Origin of the sequence: Streptomyces sp. NPDC001231 (genome assembly GCF_042896885.1) — a bacterium.
In the GTDB taxonomy this organism is placed as follows: domain Bacteria; phylum Actinomycetota; class Actinomycetes; order Streptomycetales; family Streptomycetaceae; genus Streptomyces.
Window position 1 is genome coordinate 47,607 of sequence record NZ_JBIAXS010000009.1, and the last position, 18,954, is coordinate 66,560.

Consider the following 18,954-nt stretch of genomic DNA (forward strand, 5'->3'; position numbering starts at 1 on the left):
CCGGGCCGTCGCGGCACGGGGAGATCCGGTCGGACGGCCGGGCATCTCCCGCGGATCAGGGGTACCAGAGGGGTCTACGTCCCGATGTCGTCCTCGGAGGGCCGAATTCGTGAACGCGTTGGTGCACAAGAGTCTGGTGGTGCAGTTGCAGGCGCACGGCACGGAGCGCTTCCCCGTGCTGGCGCACCTGGAGTACAACGCCGACGACCCGTTCGCCGTCACGGTCGTCTTCGCCCACGACGGGCGGGTGCTGGCCCGGTGGAAGGTGGACCGGGGCATGCTCGGCGAGGGGCTGACGAAGCCGGTCGGCGTCGGCGACGTCCGCTTCCGCCCCGTCGCCGACGGCCCGTCGGAGGAGCTGTGCATGGAGTTCTACGGCGACGCCCACGCCGACGGGGGACGGCAGCACGCGACGGTGTTCATGTGGGCGTCCGCCGTCGCGGCCTTCCTGCGGGAGACCCATGCCGTGGTGGCGCCGGGCGAGGAGGAGACCGGTGTCGACGACTTCCTCGCGGAGGTGCTCGCGGGGAGCTGAGCGAGGTGCCACGTCGCCTCACCGGGTGGTGCGGCGGCGGGTCCACAGGGGCAGCGCGAACCAGCACAGCAGGTACCAGGCCACCACCGCGGCGACCAGCCAGGACACGAACCCCCCGTGCGTCGCCACCCTGAGGATCAGCAGCAGGGAGGAGGTCATGGTGGCGAGCAGCAGGAGGAGACCGACGAAGGTCAGCCGTGAGGCCCAGGCCACGGCCTGGGGCTTGACCCGGCGCCCGGAGACCAGGCGGTGCAGGGACACCGGGCCGGTGAGCGCGCCGGTCGTCGCGGCGCCGAGGACGACGGTGACGACGTAGATCACCTGGTCGGTGTGGCCCAGGTGGTCGTACTTCGGCTGGAACACGACGGTGAGCAGGAAGCCGAAGAGGATCTGCACACCCGTCTGGGCCACCCGCACCTCCTGGATGAGCTCCGACCATCTGCGGTCGGCCCGCTCCTCCTCGGTCTCGTGGCGCCCCCAGCGCCCCGCGTCGCCGTCTCCCGTCACCGCCATTCCGCCTCCCGGCTTCCGGCCCCCGGGGTCGGCCCGCGTCCCGGGCCGGCCCCTGTGTCATGCGGGTTCCCCGGCGAGCGGTCCCCGACCCGCTGCTACCAGCGGGCCTCCACCTGGTCCTTGATCCGGCGCTCGTAGAGGTCCCGGATCGCCGTCAGCATCTCCTCGCCCAGCGGGGGCAGCTTCGCGGCGGCGGCGTTCGCGCGTGCCTGCTCCGGCGAGCGGGCGCCCGGGATGACCGTGGTGACGCCGGGCTGCTGGATGATCCAGCGCAGCGCGAGCTGGGCCGGGGTCCACCCCTCGGGGGCGAGCGCGGCGAACTCGGCCGCGGCCTCCACGCCCGTGGCGAAGTCGACGCCGGAGAAGGTCTCGCCCTGGTCGAAGGCCTCGCCGTGACGGTTGAAGGTGCGGTGGTCGTCGGCGGCGAAGACGGTGTCCTTGGTGTACTTGCCCGACAGCAGCCCGGAGGCGAGCGGGACCCGGGCGATGATGCCGACGCCCGCCTCCCGCGCCGCGGGCAGCACCTCGCGCAGCGGCTTCATGCGGAACGGGTTGAGGATGATCTGCACGCTCGCCACGTTCGGCCGGGCGATCGCCGTCAGCGCCTCGGCGCAGGTCTCCACGCTGACGCCGTAGGCGGCGATCCGCTCCTCCTCCACCAGGGTGTCCAGCGCGTCGAACACCGCGTCGCTGGAGTACACGGAGGTGGGCGGGCAGTGCAGCTGCACCAGGTCGATGCGGTCGACGCCCAGGTTGCGCCGCGAACGGTCGTTCCAGGCGCGGAAGTTGTCCAGGACGTAGTTCTCCGGGACCTGCTCGACGCGTCGGCCCATCTTGGTGGCGACCAGCACGTGGTGGTCCGGCCGGCTGCCGAGGAAGGTGGCGATGGCCGACTCGCTGCGCCCGTCGCCGTAGACGTCGGCCGTGTCGAAGAAGGTCACCCCCGACTCGGCGGCCGCCTCCAGTACGGAGACGGCTTCCTTGTCGTCCACGTCGCCCCAGTCGGCGCCCAGTTGCCAGGTGCCGAGCCCGACGACCGACGCGTGCTGGTGCGACCTGCCGAATTCACGTTCGTCCATGGCGACAGTCTGTCATCAGCCGTCCGCCCGCGCGGTGCGGGCCGCTCCGGGTGCTCACCCGGGCAGAGGCGACCGCGGGGGCCGGCGTCCCGCGCGTGGCGAACGGGCTATCCGGCGGCCGCCGTGCGGCACTCCGGGTGGCCCCAGCCCTGGTCGTTGCGGGTGATGGACTCGCCGGCCGCGTAGGAACGGCCGCACACGCAGCGGCCGGGGAACTTCGCCTTGATCGTGCGGGACGACGCGCCGCCGGCGCGCGGCCGCGCCGGCTTGGTCCCGTTCGCGCGGCGGTGCGGGGCGGCGGACGCGGGGGCGGCGGGCGGCGGCTCCGGCGAGCCGAGGGCGCTGCCCGCGGACTGCTGCGCGCTCGCCGCCTGACTGGCCGCCCGGTCGGCGAAGTCGTTCAGCGGGTCGCCGTCGACCTGGTGGGCGGGCACATAGCGGAAGTCGACCGAGCGGCCCTGGAGCAGCTCGTCGATCCGGACGACCAGTTCCTGATTGGCGACCGGCTTGCCCGCGGCCGTCTTCCAGCCGTTGCGCTTCCAGCCGGGCAGCCAGGTGGTCACGGCCTTCATCGCGTACTGCGAGTCCATCCGCACCTCGAGCGGCACGTCCGCGTCGGTCGCCGTCAACAGCCGCTCCAGCGCGGTGAGTTCAGCGACGTTGTTGGTGGCGGTGCCGAGTGCTCCCGCCTCCCAGCGGGCCGGGGTCCCGGCGTCGTCCGAGACGACCCACGCCCAGCCCGCCGGACCCGGATTTCCCTTCGACGCCCCGTCGCAGGCGGCCACCACACGTTCACGCATGGGCCCGATCATGCCACGCCGGCCGGGTCCTTCGGACCGCCGCCCAGGACGCGCCTAGGACACGTCCGCGGCCTGCGGCTTCTCCCCCTTCGTCGTGGTGATGTCGATCACCGAGAAGTTCGCACCCTGTGGATCGGTGAGCGCCGCGAACCTGCCGAAGGGGCTGTCGTGCGGACCGAACCGCAGCACACCGCCCCGCCCGGTCGCGGCGGCGACCGCCTCGTCGCAGTTCGCGACGGTGAAGTAGACGTTGATGTACGACGGCACCTCGGGCGGGAAGTCCTCCGTCATCGTCATCCGGCCGAGGACCGTCTCGCCGCCCACGTCGAACAGGCGGAAGTCGATCGCCTCGTCCTGGAGCTGCTTGGCGGTGTAGCCGAAGACGGCGGTGAGGAAGGTGTCGGCCTTCGCGGGCTCGCGGGTGAAGACCTCCGCCCAGCAGTAGGCGCCGGGCACCGCGGTCGCCTCGAAGCCCTCGTGGGTGCCGCCCTGCCAGACGCCGAACACGGCACCGCTGGGCTCCCGGGCCAGGCACATGGTGCCGAAGTCGCCGACCTGCATGGGCTCCATCAGCACCTCGCCGCCCTTGTCGCGGATCCTGCGGGCGGTGGCGGCGGCGTCGGGCGAGGCGAGGTACAGGCACCACTGCGACTGCCCCTCCTGCCCGGGCATGGGCGGTACGACGGCGGCCACCGCCTTGCCGTCCGCGTAGGCCTGCGTGTAGTTGCCGTACTCCGACGAGGACTCGCCGAAGGTCCAGCCGAGGACCTCGGCGTAGAAGCTCTTGGCCCCCTCGAGGTCGCTGAACATCGCATCGGCCCAGCAGGGGGTTCCCTCGGGTCGTACCGCCATGGCCGCCGCCCTCTCCCGATCGCTGATGTGTCCCGCCCTCACGCTAGTGACTCCCGGGTCCGATCGCGCGCTGAGCGGGCTCGCCTGTTCCACACTGGGACGGACAGAGGTGTACCGGACAGGGGTGGACCGGGCGGCCTTCGGCGGACGGGGCGCGAGATGGCGGACGGCGGGATGACGGACGGCACGATGCGGGCGTGGACGGTGACCGGGCCCCGGCCGGTGGAGGAGGGCCCGCTGCGGCTGACGGCGAAGCCGGTTCCCGTGCCGGGGGACGACGAGCTGCTGGTGCACGTGCGGGCGTGCGGGGTGTGCCGCACCGATCTGCACGTGACCGAGGGCGATCTGCCGGTGCACAGGGCCGGGGTCACGCCCGGCCACGAGGTCGTGGGCGTGGTCACGGGCCGGGGGCGGGCGGTGAACGGCTTCGCGCCGGGCGACCGGGTGGGCGTGGCCTGGCTGCGCCACACCGACGGCACCTGCGCGTACTGTCTGCGCGGCGCGGAGAACCTGTGCCCGGCCTCCCGGTACACCGGCTGGGACGCCGACGGCGGCTACGCCGAGTACACGACCGTCCCGGCCGCCTTCGCCTACCGGCTGCCCGGCGAGGTCGACGACGTCGCGCTCGCGCCACTGCTGTGCGCGGGCATCATCGGCTACCGGGCGCTGCGCCGGGCCGCCCTGCCGCGCGGCGGACGCCTCGGCCTGTACGGGTTCGGTGGCAGCGCCCACCTGTGCGCGCAGGTGGCACTCGCCAAGGGCGCCAGGGTGCACGTCATGACCCGTGGGGCGGCCGCGCGGCGACTCGCGCTGGAGCTGGGCGCGACCTCGGCCCAGGACGCGTACGCGGTGCCGCCCGAGCCGCTGGACAGCGCGATCCTGTTCGCCCCCGTGGGCGATCTGGTGCCCGTGGCTCTGCGGGCCCTCGACCGCGGCGGTGTCCTGTCCGTGGCCGGTATCCACCTGAGCGACACACCGCCGCTGCGCTACGAGAGCGAGCTCTTCTACGAGAAGGAGCTGCGCAGCGTCACCTCGAACACGCGCGAGGACGGCCGGGACTTCCTCGCCCTGGCCGCCCGGCACGGAGTGCGCGCCACTACGCACACCTATCCGCTCTCCCGGGCCCCTCAGGCGCTGGAGGACCTCAAGGCCGGCCGCTTCGACGGGGCCGCGGTGCTGGTGAACGACCTGTCCTGACCGGGGCCCCGCACCTCGCGCCCGGCCCGTGCACAAAATGGCGGGGCCGGTCCACTCCCCCGGATGGGTGGACCGGCCCCGTCGCCCGCCGTCACTCGCCCGCGTACGCCCTTTCCAGGGCCGCAATGTCGAGCTTGCGCATGGCGAGCATCGCCCGCGTGGTGCGGGCCGCCTTCTCGGCGTCGGGGTCGCCGATCATGTCGATGAGCCTGTCCGGGACCACCTGCCAGGAGACGCCGTACTTGTCCTTGAGCCAGCCGCAGGGGCCGGGCTCACCGCCGTTCTCGGTGAGCTTGGTCCAGTAGTGGTCGATCTCCTCCTGGTTCTCGCAGTGGATCTGGAAGGAGATCGACTCGTTGAACGTGAACTGGGGGCCGCCGTTCAGTGCCACGAACTTCTGGCCGTTGGCCACGAAGTCGACCGCGATCACCGATCCGGCCGGGCCGGGCCCGGCCTCCGTGTAGCGGCCGATCCGCCCGATGGTGGAGTTCTTGAAGATCGAGACGTAGTGGTGGGCGGCTTCCTCGGCCTGGCCGTCGAACCAGAGACAGGTGGTGAATCCTTCGGTGGCCACGGGTTCCTCCTGGGGTGTGCGACGCGGTCATGTGTATCGACCGGCCCGCGCCGCGAAACTCATCGGCGGCTCCGGAAAAAATCGCGTGCGCTACGGCAGTCCGGAACCAGTGCCGCGGCAGGCGACGTTCGCCCGTGATGGAGCCGCGTCGGAACTAGGTCCTGTCGTCACATTCCCGTCGTCCGCCCGAAGGGCGGGCCGCGCGGCGTCCGGTGCGTGCGATCGCAAGGCGCCTGAGCGCCCTCTTGGCGGAGCCACGTGGACGGTTCGGCAACGCGACTGGGGGTCCCCCCTGCTCGAAGAGCTTGGGGGAGTACGTGCCGGATGCCGCGAGGCAGGCGGGAATGTGACGACAGGACCTAGCATCGCGGGCATGACGACGTCCCCGCCCGCCGACGGCATCCGGCCCTTCCAGCTCAGCGTCCCGCAGAGCGATCTGGACGACCTCCACGACCGCCTCGACCGCACCCGCTGGCCGGACGAGCTGCCGGGCGCGGGCTGGGACTACGGCGTTCCCGTCGACTACCTGCGCGAGCTCGTACGGTACTGGCGGCACGACTACGACTGGCGGGCGGCCGAGGCGCTGCTGAACCGGTGGCCGCAGTTCACGACCACGATCGACGGGGCGAACGTGCACTTCGTCCACGTCCGTTCCCCGGAGCCGGACGCCACCGCGCTGGTGGTCACGCACGGCTGGCCGGGCTCGATCGTCGAGTTCCTCGACATCGTGGGCCCGCTCACGGACCCGGCCGCCCACGGCGGCGACCCGGCCGACGCCTTCCACGTCGTACTGCCGACCATTCCGGGCTTCGGACTGTCCGGGCCCACCACCGAGCGGGGCTGGGAGGCGGGACGGGTCGCCGACGCGTGGGCCGAGCTGATGCGGCGGCTCGGCTACGAGCGGTTCGGCGCCCAGGGCGGCGACTGGGGCGCGATGATCTCCCGCGAACTGGGCCGCGCCCACCCCGGCCGGGTGATCGGCGTCCACCTGAATCTGCTGCCGGGCGCGCAGCAGTCCACCGAGCCGACCGGGGAGGAGCTGGCCGGGCTCGGCTCGGAGGAGCGGGAGCGGACACTCGCGTCGTGGCGGCGCTGGGAGGACTGGCAGCGGGAGGGCACGGGCTACGCGATGCTGCACGCGACCCGTCCGCAGACCCTGGCGTACGCGCTCACCGACTCTCCGGTCGGCCAACTCGCCTGGATCGTCGAGAAGTTCCGCGAGTGGACGGACTCCGAGGAGCTGCCCGAGGAGGCCGTCGACCGGGACCGGCTGCTCACCGACGTGATGCTGTACTGGCTGACCGGGACGGCCGGTTCGTCCGCGCGGATCTACTACGAGCGGGCGCACGCCTCCGGCCGGGCCGCCGCGCCCGCCGAGCCGTCGACCGCGCCGACCGCGCTCGCCGTCTTCCCCGCCGAGCTGCAGGTCCCGCTGCGGCACCGGGCGGAGCGCACCGAGAACATCGTGCGCTGGACGCGGTTCGACCGGGGCGGGCACTTCGCGGCGATGGAGGAGCCGGACCTGCTGGTCGCCGATGTGCGGGCGTTCTTCCGGCAGTTGCGCGAGAAGGGCTGAGCGGGCCGCTCTGCCGGTGGCGAATCTGCCACGGGCAGAGAAACCGCACGCGGCGGTGGCTCCGGGCCGACAGTGGGGTCCACGGCATCCGTGCCACGACAAGGAGATCCGATGACCCCACCAACCGCGCTGCTGCTCTCACCCGGCGCGCTCGCGCCGCGCGCCGAGGAGCACGACACCCCGCCCAGCCGGTTCGACGACGACCTCGCGGCCGGGCTGCTCGCCCAGCGGATCGTGTTCCTGGGCACCCAGGTCGACGAGGTGTCGGCCAACCGGGTGTGCGCCCAACTGCTGCTGTTGTCGGCCGAGGACCCGCACACCGACATCGCCCTGTACATCAACAGCCCCGGCGGATCAGTCACCGCGGGGCTGGCCGTCTACGACACGATGCGGCTCATCCCGAACGACGTGTCGACACTGGCGATGGGATTCGCCGCCAGCATGGGCCAGTTCCTGCTCGCGGTGGGGGCGCGCGGCAAGCGGTTCGCGCTGCCGAACGCGCGGATCATGATGCACCAGCCGTCGGCGGGCATCGGCGGCACCACCGCGGACATCGAGATCCAGGCGGAGAACCTGGAGCACACCAAGCGGACCATCGAGCGGATCACCGCCGAGCACACCGGGCAGAGCGAGGAGACGATCTCGCGGGACGGCGACCGGGACCGCTGGTTCACCGCCGAACAGGCCAGGGAGTACGGGATGGTGGACCGGGTGGTGGAGTCGCTCGCCGACATCCGCCCGGCCAACTCGCGCCGACGGATGGGGTTGTGACATGGGGTCGTACACGGTTCCGTACGTGGTCGAGCGGACCGCGCAGGGTGAGCGGTCCTACGACGTGTTCAGCAGGCTGCTGAACGAACGCATCGTCTTCCTCGGCACCGAGATCGACGACGGCGTCGCGGGCGTCGTCATCGCCCAGCTGCTCCACCTGGAGTCGGCGGCCCCGGACCAGGAGATCGCGATCTACCTCAACTCGCCCGGTGGATCGTTCACTTCGCTGATGGCCATCTACGACACGATGACGTTCGTGCAGGCGCCGATCTCCACGTTCTGCGTGGGGCAGGCGGCCTCGACGGCGGCGGTGCTGCTGGCGGGCGGGGACCCGGGGCGGCGGTTCGTGCTGGAGCACGCCCGGGTGCTGCTGGGGCAGCCTGCCACCGGCGGCCGGCAGGGCACGGTCTCCGATCTGGCGGTCCAGGCCAGGGAGATGAGCCGGATCCGCTCCCAGGTCGAGGAGGTGCTGTCCCGGCACACCGGCCACGACGCGGCGACTCTGCGCGCGGACATGGACCGCGACAAGGTGTTCACCGCCGAGGAGGCGGTGGCGTACGGGCTGGCCGACGAGGTGCTGAGCCGGCGCCTCGCGCGGGTCTGACCCGCGCGGGCAGGCGCCTCGCGCGGGTCCGGCTCCCGGCTCCGAGGCGCCGGGCCGGGTGCGGCCGTCAGGCGGCCAGGCACAGTCCGTCGTTACGGGGGACGGACGGGCGGCGGCCGCGCACGGCGCCGCTTCGTGCGGTCCGCGCCAGCTCGTCCTGGGCGAGTGAGAGCAGGTCACCGAGGCCGAAGCCGAGCGCCTGCGCCGCGGCCGCGAGGACCTCCGAGGAGGCCTCCTTGCGGCCGCGCTCGATCTCCGACAGATACGGCATCGAGATCCGCGCCGCGTCCGCGACGTCCTTGAGCGTGCGCTCCTGCGCCTGCCGCTCGCGGCGCAGGACGTCGCCGACCAGATCGCGCCAGAGGGGTTCCCTGGGGGCCGCGCCCTGGGCGGGACGTCCGGATGCCGGACGGGACGGCCCCGGGCGCGCGGCCGGCGGGCGCAGGGGGATGACGCGGGCTTGGTTCGGCGCTCGTTCGCTCATCCCCTCAGCCTAGAAGTCCCGGACACGGGCGGAGGGAAGGGCGGTTGCGCCCTGGGTGAATTCGCGGCCGGACCTCCCCACCCCGTACCGGCGAATTCACGCCGCCCGGCACACGAGGGGCATGTGCCGGGTCACTCCGGGTATCCGCAGCTCCAACGGCCCGGCAGGCAGGGAGCGGAGCACGACCCCCGAGGCCGGCGGCGCGCATACATTCCGGCGGGCCGGGTACCCGGGGGTCGCGCAACCGCTCGGTGCCGCCGGCGCCGGAACAGACGTACGCAGGCCGACGAGGCAGAGGGCGAACCGTGACTTACGTGGGAGAGGCGATGGACACCACCGTGATCCGGTCCGGGGCAGCGGTCGAGGAGACCCGGGAGGCCGTGACGGGTGGCGAGCCGCTGCCGGGGGTGGAGGACCCGCGGTCGGTCGCTCCGCGTGACGCGCGCGAGCTGTCCCGCCACTTCTTCCGGCGTCTGACGGAACTCGACGAGGGCACGCACGAGTACCAGTACGCCCGCAACACGCTCATCGAGATGAACATGTCGCTGGTGCGGTTCGCGGCCGGCCGGTTCCGCAACCGCGGCGACGACATGGAGGACATCGTCCAGACCGGGATGATAGGCCTGATCAAGGCCATCGACCGGTTCGAGCTGTCGCGCGAGGTGGAGTTCACCTCCTTCGCCCTGCCCTACATCGTCGGCGAGATCAAGCGGTTCTTCCGCGACACCACGTGGGCGGTGCACGTGCCGCGGCGGCTTCAGGAGCTGCGGGTGGAACTGGCCCGGGCACGCGAGGAGCTGTCCAGCCGCCTGGACCGGGACCCGACGGTGGCCGAACTCGCCACGCTCATGAACATCCCCGAGGACCAGGTGGTCGAGGCCCAGATCGCCTCCAACGGCTACAACTCCGCGTCGCTGGACGCCGCTCTCACCGGCGAAGGACCCGAGGACGGCGAGGCGGTGCTCGCCGACTTCATCGGCGTGGAGGAGGACGGGATCAGGCTGGTCGAGGACTTCCACTCCCTCGCGCCGCTGGTGGCCGGGCTCAGTGAACGCGACCGGCAGATCATCCACCTGCGGTTCGTGGAGGAGGCCACCCAGGCGGAGATCGGCGAACGGCTCGGCTGCTCGCAGATGCACGTCTCCCGGCTGATCAAGCGGATCATCACCCAGCTGCGCCAGGGCATGCTCGGCGAACTGGGCTGCGCCTGAGGCCTCCTGCCGGACCCCCGCCAGAGCCTGGGGGCCTCCCGCGCGGGTCGCGCGCCGGTCACTCGCCGCCGAGCTCGACCAGTGCGCGGACCCGCTTGCCCACCGGGACGCGTTCCACGGTCACTTCCAGCGCCAGCGCGTGCACGATCTCCAGGCCGTGCCGGCCCACGCGCCGCGGATCCCGGGGGAAGCGCCGGGGCAGTGCGGCGCTGCTGTCGTACACGCACACGTTCACCGCGCTGTCCGTACCCTCCAGTTCCAGGATGTACGGCCCGTCGCTGTGCCGGTCGGCGTTGGTGACCAGTTCGCTGACCACCAGCAGGAGCGCGTCGCCGCAACGGCGGCCGATCTCGGCGCACCACTCGGTCCTGAGCTGCTCCAGGAAGTGCGCGGCGAAGGAACGCGCCTCGGCGATGCAACCCGGTTCGCCGGTGTAGTGCGTCGCCCGCCGGAGCGGTTCCACGGGAACGTCGAAGCCAGTCGCTATCACTGCCCCGTCCAGATGGTCGGTCATGCGTGTCTCTCTCGGAAGCCGGCCAGGCCGGACACTGCTGCATGTGTGCTGTTACCCCGAGCCGCGCCCGGCAGTCCCCGCCCGCCGGCGGACGCGGACGGACCTTCCGGCAGGCGCGGCGCCGGGGCCCTGCATAGCGTTGCCTTGTGAGCCCCGTGAGCCCCCCGGTCCCGTCGGCGGCCCGCCACGGCTGGGCACAGGCCCTGGCCACGGTACTGGCCGCGGTGGTGGGCATGGGTGTGGTCGCCGCGCTCGGGCTGTGGGCGGCCGGTGCGGCGAGACTCCCCGACAACGCCTTCCCCCGGGTGGTCGCCGCGACCCTGGTGACGGCGGTCGGCGGCAGCGTGGAGCTGTCGGGCGACGCGGGCGACCTCGCCCGGACCCACGCGGGCATCACGGTGATGCCGCTGTCGGTCACGCTGGCCGGCGCGCTCGTCGTCGCCGCGGGCTTTCTGCGTCCGCTGCGGCACCGTGCGGTGGCCGGGGCGCGGGAACTGGCCGGGTGGGCCGCCCGGATCGCCGTCCTGTGGCTGCTCGCGCTGATCGGTCTGGCGCTGGGCGCCCGGCAGACCTTCGCCATCGACCTGGGCGACGGGGTGCTCGGCGTCATCGGCGGCCTGTTCGGCGCCGCGCCGGAGGTCGGCTTCGCCGCGCAGGTGCCACTGACCGTGGTCTTCGGGCTGCTGTGGCTGGCGGGCGTGCTGGTGCTGGCCCTCATGGTGGCACCCGGGGCACCGTTGCCGACGTGGCTCCTGCGATGGCGGGAGTCCGTGCGTCCGGCGGCGTACGCCATGGTGGCCCTGCTGCTCGCGTGCGTGGCCGTGGGACTGGTCGTCGCGCTCGTGACGGCGGCCACCCGCGGACGCCCGGCGGAGCACTTCGCCGTGATCCTGCTCGGGCTGCCGAACGTGGTCTGGCCGGTGTTCACCATCGGCCTGGGGGCCACTTGGGACGGCCGGGTGGACGGCCCGTTCGGGCTGCCCATGCCGCACCTGCTCGACGAGGTGCTGCGCACCCCGGACGTCTCCACGCTCAACCTGCGCACGCTCGCCGAGCACGACGGGCGGGTGTGGTGGCTGGTGGCCGTGGACGCGGTGCTGCTGCTGGGTGCCGCGTTCCTGATGGCGGCCCGTTCCCCGGCCGGGACGCCGGCCTGGCGGCACGCCCTGCGCATGGCCGTCGCCCTGGTGCTGACGGTCCTGACGATCTGTGTCGTGGGCCGGATCTCCGCGCACTACGGTCTGTCGCTCCTCGGCATCGGAGACGTGGGCGGCAACCTCTCCGGAGAGCTGCTGCTGCGTCCCCGCTTCTGGAGCGCGCTGGGCCTCGCCGCCCTGTGGGGTCTGGTCACGGGCTTCCTGGGTGCTCTGCCGGCGCACCGGTCACGTCACCGGGCGGTCAGGCCATCGGCATGACGAGCGCGGGCAGGGTCCGGTGCATGCGCAGGGCGTCCACCGACTCGGCGAGCAGTTCGTACTCCGTGGTCTCGTCACTGGCGGCGATCCGCACCAGCCTTCCCTCGGCCAACTCGTCGGCCGCGATCTCCTGTTGAGCCACGTCGGCACACCAGGCCCGCAGGATGCCGGGGACGTCGGGCGCGGACTCCGGCACCGGGACCAGAGCGCCCGGCGGGACATGGGGGGTGTCGGGGCCGGGGTCGAGCCGCTCGGCGATCCAGGAGGCGCGGTCGCGCAGCCACCACAGGGCCAGGGCCAGGGTGGGCGCCCGGTAGGTGCCGAGCGGCACGCCGACGCGGCGGCCGTCGCACACCCCGTACGCGGTGACATGGCACAGGAATTCGTCGTGCACTGCTCCTCCCCCGTAGCGTCGCCGCCCGGCCGGCCCGCCCCGCCCTGCGTACGGCTTTTATGCGGTGAAGTGCCCCTGAATTCGAGTATGTTCACTCCTGAACCACTGTCACCACGACTTTCCAGCCAGTCTCCTGGCATATTCAGCACGCCATGTGGCCGAAACGCGACGATGCGTGACCAACGGGCATGACCCGCGCGGTAATCGACCCCGGCGGCAGCTGCGCGGCAGGGTGGTCCCATCGGGTCGCCGATCACCGGGACCCGGGCTCCGACCAGCGTTTACGACCTCGATGGAGGCTGATTCAGCATGTCCGCGCAGTCCGACCGGTACACGATCGCCGTCACCCGCTACTTCGAGGCCTGGAACGCGCCGGACACCCAGGCCCGGGCGAAGGCGGTGGCCGACGCCTGGACCCGGGACGGCAGCTACACCGATCCCCTGGCCGACGCCGGCGGCCACGAGGAGATCATCGCCGTCATCACCGCCGCCCGCGAGCAGTTCCCCGGGTTCGCCTTCCGGATCACCGGCGCCGTCGACGGGCACCACGACACGGCACGCTTCTCCTGGGAACTGGTGAGCGAGGCTGGGGGTGCCTCCTCTGGGGGAGGCTCCGCGCCGGTCGCCGGGTCCGACGTGATCACCCTGGACGGCGAAGGCAGGATCCGGACCGTCCTCGGCTTCCTCGACCGGGTGCCCGCCGGGGGCATGAGGCGACCGGGTGCCCGCCCGGGCATGAGGGCCGGCCCCGGCGGAGCGTCCGCCGGGGCCGGTACGAGCGCGCGTCCGGCCCGTGTCGTGGGCCGGACGCGTCCTACGACGCGACGACCGCGTCGATGCGGGCCAGCTCCTCCGCGTCGAAGTCCAGGGACCGCGTCGCGGCGACGCTGTCCTCCAGCTGCCGCGGGCTGCTCGCGCCGACCAGGGCCGAGGTGACCCGTCCGCCGCGCAGCACCCAGGCCAGCGCCATCTGCGCCAGGGACTGCCCACGGGACTTGGCGATCTCGTCCAGTGCGCGCAGCCTGCCCACCAGTTCGCCGGTCAGCGCCGCGGAGTCGAGGAAGGGGCTGTCGCTCGCCGCCCGGGAGTCCTCGGGGATGCCGTCGAGGTAACGGGCGGTGAGCAGGCCCTGCTCCAGCGGGGAGTAAACGATGGAGCCGACCTGGAGCTCGTCCAGGGCGTCCAGGAGGCCCTCCTCCTCGGGGCGCCGGTCGAGCATCGAGTAGCGGGGCTGGTGGATCAGCAGCGGGGTGCCCAGTTCGCCCAGGATCCGGGCGGCCTCACGGGTCTGCTCCGGGGAGTAGTTGGAGACGCCGACGTAGAGCGCCTTGCCCTGCTGGACCGCCGAGTGCAGGGCGCCCATCGTCTCCTCCAGCGGAGTGTCCGGGTCGTGGCGGTGCGAGTAGAAGATGTCGACGTACTCCAGGCCCATCCGCGTCAGGCTCTGGTCGAGCGAGGACAGCAGGTACTTGCGGGAACCCCATTCGCCGTACGGGCCGGGCCACATCAGGTATCCGGCCTTGGTGGAGATCACCAACTCGTCGCGGTACGGCGCGAAGTCGGCGCGGAGCGCGTCGCCGAGGGCGGACTCGGCGGCGCCGGGCGGCGGGCCGTAGTTGTTGGCCAGGTCGAAGTGGGTGACGCCGAGGTCGAAGGCGCGGCGCAGGATGGCGCGCTGGGTGTCGACCGGGCGGTCCGGGCCGAAGTTGTGCCACAGGCCGAGCGACAGCGCGGGGAGCTTCAGGCCACTGCGTCCGGTGCGCCGGTAGGGCATGTCCGCGTAGCGGTCGGGGTGGGCGGTGAACAACGCGACTCCATCAGGGTTGGCACGGGGGTGAACGGTTCCGGCGGAACCGGTGTCCCCACTCTCGCGCGCCCCATGGGCAGCGGTCCAACAGGAGAATCCGATGGGATTCAACGGTTACGCTGCTCAATCATGGAACTGCGTCATCTCCAGCACTTCGTCGCGGTCGCCGAGGACCGGCACTTCACCCGGGCGGCGGAGCGCCTGATGGTCTCCCAGTCGGGGCTCTCGGCGTCGATCCGGGCGCTGGAGCGGGAGTTGCAGACCTCGCTGTTCGTGCGCACCACCCGCCGGGTGACGCTCACGGAGGCCGGGCGCGCGCTGCTCGGCGAGGCGCAGCGGATCCTGGCGCAGGTGCGGGCGGCGCACGAGGCGGTGGCGGCGGTGCAGGGCGTGCTGCGCGGCACGCTCTCGCTGGGCACCGAGCAGTGCATCGCCGGGGTGCACGTGGCCGGGCTGCTCGCCGCGTTCCGGCGGCGGCATCCGGATGTGGAGATACGGCTGCGGCAGACGGGTTCGGGCGCGCTGGCGGAGGAGGTCGCGGCCGGCCGGCTCGACCTGGCGTTCGCCTACCGGACCCGCGCGGACACCGACCAGTTGCGCTCGGTGTCCCTGGCCGGCGAGCCGATGACGGTGCTGTGCCACCCGGGGCACCGGCTCGCGTCGGCCGAGGCCGTCCTGACGCCGCGGGACCTGGACGGCGAGGTCTTCGTCGACTTCCACCCGGACTGGGGGCCGCGCCGGACCACCGACGCCGCCTTCGCCGCCGCGGGCGTCCGGCGCACGGTGGCCCTGGAGGTCAACGACGTGCACAGCCTGCTCGACCTGGTCGACGAGAACCTGGGCATCGCCGTCGTCCCCCGGCACTTCCGGCACAAGCGGCCCTCGCTCACCGCGCTGCCGCTCAAGGGCGCCACGGAGACGGAGTACGAGACCGTCGCCCTGCTGCCGTCCGAACAGGCCACCAGCCCGGCGGCCCGCGCCCTGATCACCCTGCTCGGGCCGGAAGAGCGCGGCACCGTCTGACGGACTCCGGGTTCCGGACGCGGGACGGGGAGCGATGCGCCAAGGTGGACGTATGCATGCAAAGGACATCCTCATCGAGGGCTACGGCCGCATCCGGGAAGAGGTCCATGCCGTCGTCGACGGCCTGCCGGCCGAATGGCTCAACGCCCGTCCCACCGCCGACGCCAACTCCGTGGCCTGGCTCGTCTGGCACCTCACGCGTGTGCAGGACGACCATGTCGCCGACGCCTTCGGCCTCGACCAGGTGTGGCTGGCGCGGGACTGGCAGAAGCGCTTCGGACTCCCCCTGAACCGCCACGACACCGGCTACGGGCACACTCCGGCGAAGGTCGCGGAGGTACGGGTCGACTCCGGTGAGCTGCTGACCGGCTACTACGACGCCGTGCACGAGCAGACCCTGACGGCCCTGCGCCAACTGACCGCCAAGGACCTGGAGGGCGTCGTCGACGAGGGCTGGGACCCCCCGGTCACGCTGGGCGTGCGCCTGGTCAGCGTCCTGTCCGACGATCTCCAGCACGCCGGACAGGCCGCCTACGTCAGGGGGCTGCTTCAGAGCGCGGACTCGTAGCCCGGCAGCACCACGTCGCGGATCAGGCTCACCCGCTCGTCGAAGGGGATGAACGCGCTCTTGACGGCGTTGACCGTGACCGTGCGCAGGTCCTCGACCGTCCAGCCCGCCTGCTCGACCAGCAGGGACATCTCACGGGTCATCGTGGTGCCGGACACCAGACGGTTGTCGGTGTTGAGGGTGACCCGGAAGCCGAGGTCCTTCAGGGCGGTGATGGGGTGCTCGGCGATCGAGGTGGCGGCGCCGGTCTGGAGGTTGGAGGTCGGGCACATCTCCAGGGCGATCCGGCGGTCGCGCACCCAGCCGGCCAGCCGGCCCAGCTTGCCGTCGACGATGTCCTCGGTGATGCGCACGCCGTGCCCGATGCGCAGGGCGCCGCACACCTGGAGGGCCTGGTGGATGCTGGGCAGGCCGTGCGCCTCGCCGGCGTGGATGGTGAACGGCACGCTCTCGCGGCGCAGATGCTCGAACGCGTCCAGGTGGTCGGCGGGCGGGAAGCCGTCCTCGGCGCCGGCGATGTCGAAGCCGACGACACCGGCGTCGCGGTGGGCGACGGCCAGGTCGGCGATCTCACGGGTGCGGTCGAACATCCGCATGCCGCACAGCAGCGTGCCGACCCGGACGGGCGTGCCCTGGGCCGCCGCCTTGGCCATGCCCGCCGCGAGGCCCTCCTGGACGGTCTCCACGACCTCGGTGAGGGTCAGCCCGCCGTTGACCATCAGTTCGGGGGCGTAGCGGACCTCGCCGTAGACGACGCCGTCCTCGGCCAGGTCCAGGACGTACTCCTCGGCGGTGCGCAGCAGGCCCTCGCGGGTCTGCATCACGGCGAGGGTGTGCTCGAAGGTGGCTATGTAGCGGACCAGGTCGCCGGAGTTGGCCGCGTCGTAGTACCAGGCGGCGAGCTCGGCGGGGTCGGTGGTGGGCAGGGTGTGGCCGACCGCGTCCGCGAGTTCGACGACGGTGGCGGGGCGCAGGCCGCCGTCGAGGTGGTCGTGCAGCACGGCCTTGGGGAGCCGGCGGAGGGTGTCGGTGTCGATGCGGGGCGCGGTCATGGGGCGTTTCCTAGGGCAGTCGAGCGGTGGTGGTGTTCGGCGGGTCAGTCGGCGTCGGGGGCGGGCTGGAGCAGGTCCCAGCGGTTGCCGTACAGGTCCTCGAAGACGGCGACCGTGCCGTACGGCTCCCGGCGTGGCTCCTCCAGGAAGGTCACGCCCGCCGCCCGCATCCGGGCGTGGTCGCGGGCGAAATCGCCGGTGTGCAGGAAGAACCCGACGCGTCCGCCGGTCTGGTCGCCCACCCGGGCGCGCTGGGGCCCGGTCCGGGCGCGGGCCAGCAGCAGCGCGGTCCCGGCCCCGTCGCCCGGTTCGACGACGACCCAGCGGGAGCCGTCCGGGCGCGGGGCGTCCTCGGCGAGACGGAAGCCGAGGGCTCCGGTGTAGAAGCGGATCGCCCCGTCGTAGTCGTCGACGACGAGGGTGATCAGGGCGATGCGTCTCACTGGGGCCTTTCGGAACGGGCGATCGTCGGGTGAGGTTATACGTAAAACGTCGTCGGCGCCAGTCATCCCGGACTCCGGTCGGCGGGGTTTCAGCGGGAGGTGTCGCCCTGAGCGACCTCGACCCGGTGATGGAAGTCGATCATGCCGGTCGCCGAGGCGGCGAAGGAGACCGCGGCGCAGGCCATCAGCAGCGCGGCGATCCGGGTCGCGGCGCGGCGCGTGACGTGCGGGGCGGCCAGGAGGGCCTTGACGCGGTGCGGGACCGGGCCGGAGGTGGCGGCGGGGGCGAACTCCGGGCGCACGGAGCGGGCCTCCTGGCCGGCCAGGGCGGCGCGCGCGATGGCGCGGGCGGTCAGCCGGCGGTCGCCGACGGCCTCGGCCGCGGCCTCGTCGGCGGCACGCTCGGCCGCGAGGCGGATCGCCCCGCGGACGCGTCGCAGCGCGGGATGGCAGTGGGCGGCGAGCTCGGCGGCGGCCAGGAAGTAGTGGTGCCCGCCCCGGTTGTGGGCCCGCTCGTGGGCGAACAGTGCCTCGCGCTCGGCCGCGTCCAGGCTGCGGAGCATCGCGGTGGTGACGACGATGCGATGCGGGCGGCCGGGCAGCGCGTAGGCGTCCGGGTGCGGGGAGTCCACCACGCACAGGTCGCCGGCGGCGGGCCTGCGGCCGGCCTCCGTGTGCGCGCTGCGGAAGGCGCGGAACTCCCTGAGCGCGGCGCGCCCGAGCGTCCACGCGCACACGGCGAGCACCCCGACGGAGATCGCGGCCGCGGGGACGACCACCAGGTCGGAGGTGGTGGGCAGCGGGTGGACGAGATCGCCCAGCGCCGCGACGAGGGGCAGCTTGAGCAGGCCGGTGAGGACGAAGGCGCCGAGCGCCGCGAGGGAGCAGCCGGCGAGCACGACCGCGAAGAGGGTGATCATCCACAGCGCGGTGACCGGGGCGAGGCGGTCGAGCGCACGCCGGGCCAGCGCCGGCGCGGCGAACGGCAGCAGCAGGGGCAGGAGCAGGAGCAGGGATGCGGTCATCGCTCACCTGATTCGAGCAGGTCGCGCAGGACGCGCTCGTCGTCGGGGCTGAGCTGGGCGACGAAGCGGGCGAGGACCGTCTCGCGGTCGGTGTCGCGGTCGAGCTCGGAGTGCATGCGGCGGGCGGTCAGCCCGTGCGCGTCCTGGACCGGGTAGTAGGCATACCCGCGCCCCTGGCGGCGGCGGTCGACCACGCCCTTGTCGTGCAGCCGGGTCAGGATGGTGGTGACCGTGGTGCGGGCCAGGCCGGCGCCGAGGCCCAGCTGGACCTGGCCGGGGGTCCGGGGCGCGCCGGCCGCCCACAGGACGGCCATGACGCTGGCTTCGAGCTCGCCGGCCGGCCTGCGTTCGTCCTTGTCGTCGTCGGTCATGGGTACTTCCTCACCCCGTCGTCGCCCAGAGTCGTAGATCGTCTACATGATTGTAGTCAGTCTGGCGCCGTGATCCGCTCGCGGCCTCGCCGCCCGCCCATTATGGAAGGAGCCGCCGGAAACGGCCGCGGGGATGCGCGCACCCG

22 protein-coding genes and 1 pseudogene are annotated in these 18,954 nt (G+C 72.8%); 10 read left to right on the forward strand and 13 right to left on the reverse strand.

What is annotated here, in order from left to right; translation table 11 throughout:
- Positions 1-109 precede the first annotated feature (109 nt).
- Positions 110-535 (forward strand): SsgA family sporulation/cell division regulator, encoded by a 426-nt coding sequence (locus ACFY3J_RS13110; protein WP_390840867.1) that lies wholly within the window; start codon positions 110-112, stop codon positions 533-535.
- 18 nt (positions 536-553) lie between these two features.
- Here the strand turns inward: ACFY3J_RS13110 and ACFY3J_RS13115 are convergent, their stop codons facing one another.
- The 4 genes from ACFY3J_RS13115 to ACFY3J_RS13130 form a co-directional block, all read right to left on the reverse strand.
- Positions 554-1,048 (reverse strand): DUF6328 family protein, encoded by a 495-nt coding sequence (locus ACFY3J_RS13115; protein ID WP_384179969.1) that lies wholly within the window; start codon positions 1,046-1,048, stop codon positions 554-556.
- Positions 1,049-1,143: 95 nt separating this feature from the next.
- Positions 1,144-2,127, reverse strand: a complete 984-nt coding sequence (locus tag ACFY3J_RS13120) for an aldo/keto reductase (protein WP_384179966.1) — start codon at positions 2,125-2,127, stop codon at positions 1,144-1,146.
- Between the two features lie 107 nt (positions 2,128-2,234).
- Positions 2,235-2,927, reverse strand: coding sequence for a ribonuclease H (locus ACFY3J_RS13125; RefSeq protein ID WP_384179964.1), 693 nt, complete (start codon positions 2,925-2,927; stop codon positions 2,235-2,237).
- A gap of 54 nt (positions 2,928-2,981) precedes the next feature.
- On the reverse strand, positions 2,982-3,779 hold the full coding sequence (locus ACFY3J_RS13130; protein ID WP_384179962.1) for a VOC family protein: 798 nt from the start codon (positions 3,777-3,779) through the stop codon (positions 2,982-2,984).
- Between the two features lie 189 nt (positions 3,780-3,968).
- On the opposite strand from ACFY3J_RS13130, the gene ACFY3J_RS13135 reads away from it, so the two are divergent.
- Positions 3,969-4,976 (forward strand): zinc-binding alcohol dehydrogenase family protein, encoded by a 1,008-nt coding sequence (locus tag ACFY3J_RS13135; RefSeq protein ID WP_384180076.1) that lies wholly within the window; start codon positions 3,969-3,971, stop codon positions 4,974-4,976.
- 91 nt (positions 4,977-5,067) lie between these two features.
- On the opposite strand, the gene ACFY3J_RS13140 is transcribed toward ACFY3J_RS13135, so the two are convergent.
- Positions 5,068-5,550, reverse strand: a complete 483-nt coding sequence (locus ACFY3J_RS13140) for a VOC family protein (protein WP_384179960.1) — start codon at positions 5,548-5,550, stop codon at positions 5,068-5,070.
- Positions 5,551-5,923: 373 nt separating this feature from the next.
- Here ACFY3J_RS13140 and ACFY3J_RS13145 point away from each other — a divergent pair, with 373 nt between their 5' ends.
- The 3 genes from ACFY3J_RS13145 (at position 5,924) to ACFY3J_RS13155 (ending at position 8,501) form a co-directional block, all read left to right on the forward strand.
- On the forward strand, positions 5,924-7,126 hold the full coding sequence (locus tag ACFY3J_RS13145; protein WP_390840868.1) for an epoxide hydrolase family protein: 1,203 nt from the start codon (positions 5,924-5,926) through the stop codon (positions 7,124-7,126).
- Between the two features lie 111 nt (positions 7,127-7,237).
- Positions 7,238-7,897, forward strand: a complete 660-nt coding sequence (locus tag ACFY3J_RS13150) for a ClpP family protease (RefSeq protein WP_384179956.1) — start codon at positions 7,238-7,240, stop codon at positions 7,895-7,897.
- Position 7,898: 1 nt separating this feature from the next.
- Positions 7,899-8,501 carry an ATP-dependent Clp protease proteolytic subunit gene (locus tag ACFY3J_RS13155; protein WP_365426042.1) on the forward strand — a complete coding sequence of 201 codons (603 nt, stop codon included), beginning with the start codon at positions 7,899-7,901 and terminating at the stop codon, positions 8,499-8,501.
- Positions 8,502-8,568: 67 nt separating this feature from the next.
- On the opposite strand, the gene ACFY3J_RS13160 is transcribed toward ACFY3J_RS13155, so the two are convergent.
- Positions 8,569-8,985, reverse strand: coding sequence for a helix-turn-helix domain-containing protein (locus ACFY3J_RS13160; RefSeq protein ID WP_384179953.1), 417 nt, complete (start codon positions 8,983-8,985; stop codon positions 8,569-8,571).
- A 326-nt stretch (positions 8,986-9,311) separates the two neighbouring features.
- Here ACFY3J_RS13160 and ACFY3J_RS13165 point away from each other — a divergent pair, with 326 nt between their 5' ends.
- Positions 9,312-10,196: an RNA polymerase sigma factor SigF gene (locus ACFY3J_RS13165; RefSeq protein WP_390840869.1), complete on the forward strand. Its 885-nt coding sequence runs from the start codon at positions 9,312-9,314 to the stop codon at positions 10,194-10,196.
- A gap of 58 nt (positions 10,197-10,254) precedes the next feature.
- Here ACFY3J_RS13165 and ACFY3J_RS13170 read toward each other — a convergent pair whose 3' ends face one another.
- Positions 10,255-10,710, reverse strand: coding sequence for an ATP-binding protein (locus ACFY3J_RS13170; RefSeq protein ID WP_384179949.1), 456 nt, complete (start codon positions 10,708-10,710; stop codon positions 10,255-10,257).
- A gap of 233 nt (positions 10,711-10,943) precedes the next feature.
- Between ACFY3J_RS13170 and ACFY3J_RS13175 the strand changes: the two genes are divergently transcribed.
- Positions 10,944-12,125, forward strand: a complete 1,182-nt coding sequence (locus ACFY3J_RS13175; protein WP_384180074.1) for a streptophobe family protein — start codon at positions 10,944-10,946, stop codon at positions 12,123-12,125.
- Here ACFY3J_RS13175 and ACFY3J_RS13180 read toward each other — a convergent pair.
- On the reverse strand, positions 12,109-12,519 hold the full coding sequence (locus tag ACFY3J_RS13180) for a hypothetical protein (protein WP_384179947.1): 411 nt from the start codon (positions 12,517-12,519) through the stop codon (positions 12,109-12,111). The genes ACFY3J_RS13175 and ACFY3J_RS13180 overlap by 17 nt on opposite strands.
- A 309-nt stretch (positions 12,520-12,828) precedes the next feature.
- Here ACFY3J_RS13180 and ACFY3J_RS13185 point away from each other — a divergent pair.
- Positions 12,829-13,227, forward strand: a pseudogene (locus ACFY3J_RS13185) (nuclear transport factor 2 family protein); the annotation flags it as partial.
- Between the two features lie 106 nt (positions 13,228-13,333).
- Here ACFY3J_RS13185 and mgrA read toward each other — a convergent pair.
- Positions 13,334-14,326 carry an L-glyceraldehyde 3-phosphate reductase gene (mgrA, locus tag ACFY3J_RS13190; protein ID WP_390840870.1) on the reverse strand — a complete coding sequence of 331 codons (993 nt, stop codon included), beginning with the start codon at positions 14,324-14,326 and terminating at the stop codon, positions 13,334-13,336.
- 129 nt (positions 14,327-14,455) lie between these two features.
- On the opposite strand from mgrA, the gene ACFY3J_RS13195 reads away from it, so the two are divergent.
- Both ACFY3J_RS13195 and ACFY3J_RS13200 read left to right on the forward strand, forming a co-directional pair.
- On the forward strand, positions 14,456-15,349 hold the full coding sequence (locus ACFY3J_RS13195) for a LysR substrate-binding domain-containing protein (protein ID WP_384179941.1): 894 nt from the start codon (positions 14,456-14,458) through the stop codon (positions 15,347-15,349).
- Between the two features lie 52 nt (positions 15,350-15,401).
- Positions 15,402-15,917 (forward strand): DUF664 domain-containing protein, encoded by a 516-nt coding sequence (locus tag ACFY3J_RS13200; RefSeq protein ID WP_384179939.1) that lies wholly within the window; start codon positions 15,402-15,404, stop codon positions 15,915-15,917.
- On the opposite strand, the gene ACFY3J_RS13205 is transcribed toward ACFY3J_RS13200, so the two are convergent.
- The 4 genes from ACFY3J_RS13205 to ACFY3J_RS13220 all read right to left on the reverse strand — a co-directional run bounded on the left by ACFY3J_RS13205 (position 15,899) and on the right by ACFY3J_RS13220 (position 18,808).
- Positions 15,899-16,969 carry an adenosine deaminase gene (locus ACFY3J_RS13205; RefSeq protein WP_384179937.1) on the reverse strand — a complete coding sequence of 357 codons (1,071 nt, stop codon included), beginning with the start codon at positions 16,967-16,969 and terminating at the stop codon, positions 15,899-15,901. The genes ACFY3J_RS13200 and ACFY3J_RS13205 overlap by 19 nt on opposite strands.
- A 44-nt stretch (positions 16,970-17,013) precedes the next feature.
- Positions 17,014-17,412: a VOC family protein gene (locus ACFY3J_RS13210; protein WP_390840871.1), complete on the reverse strand. Its 399-nt coding sequence runs from the start codon at positions 17,410-17,412 to the stop codon at positions 17,014-17,016.
- 89 nt (positions 17,413-17,501) lie between these two features.
- On the reverse strand, positions 17,502-18,437 hold the full coding sequence (locus ACFY3J_RS13215) for a M48 family metalloprotease (RefSeq protein ID WP_384179933.1): 936 nt from the start codon (positions 18,435-18,437) through the stop codon (positions 17,502-17,504).
- Positions 18,434-18,808, reverse strand: coding sequence for a BlaI/MecI/CopY family transcriptional regulator (locus tag ACFY3J_RS13220; RefSeq protein WP_384179931.1), 375 nt, complete (start codon positions 18,806-18,808; stop codon positions 18,434-18,436). Before ACFY3J_RS13220 ends, ACFY3J_RS13215 begins: the two co-directional genes overlap by 4 nt.
- Positions 18,809-18,954: the final 146 nt, after the last annotated feature.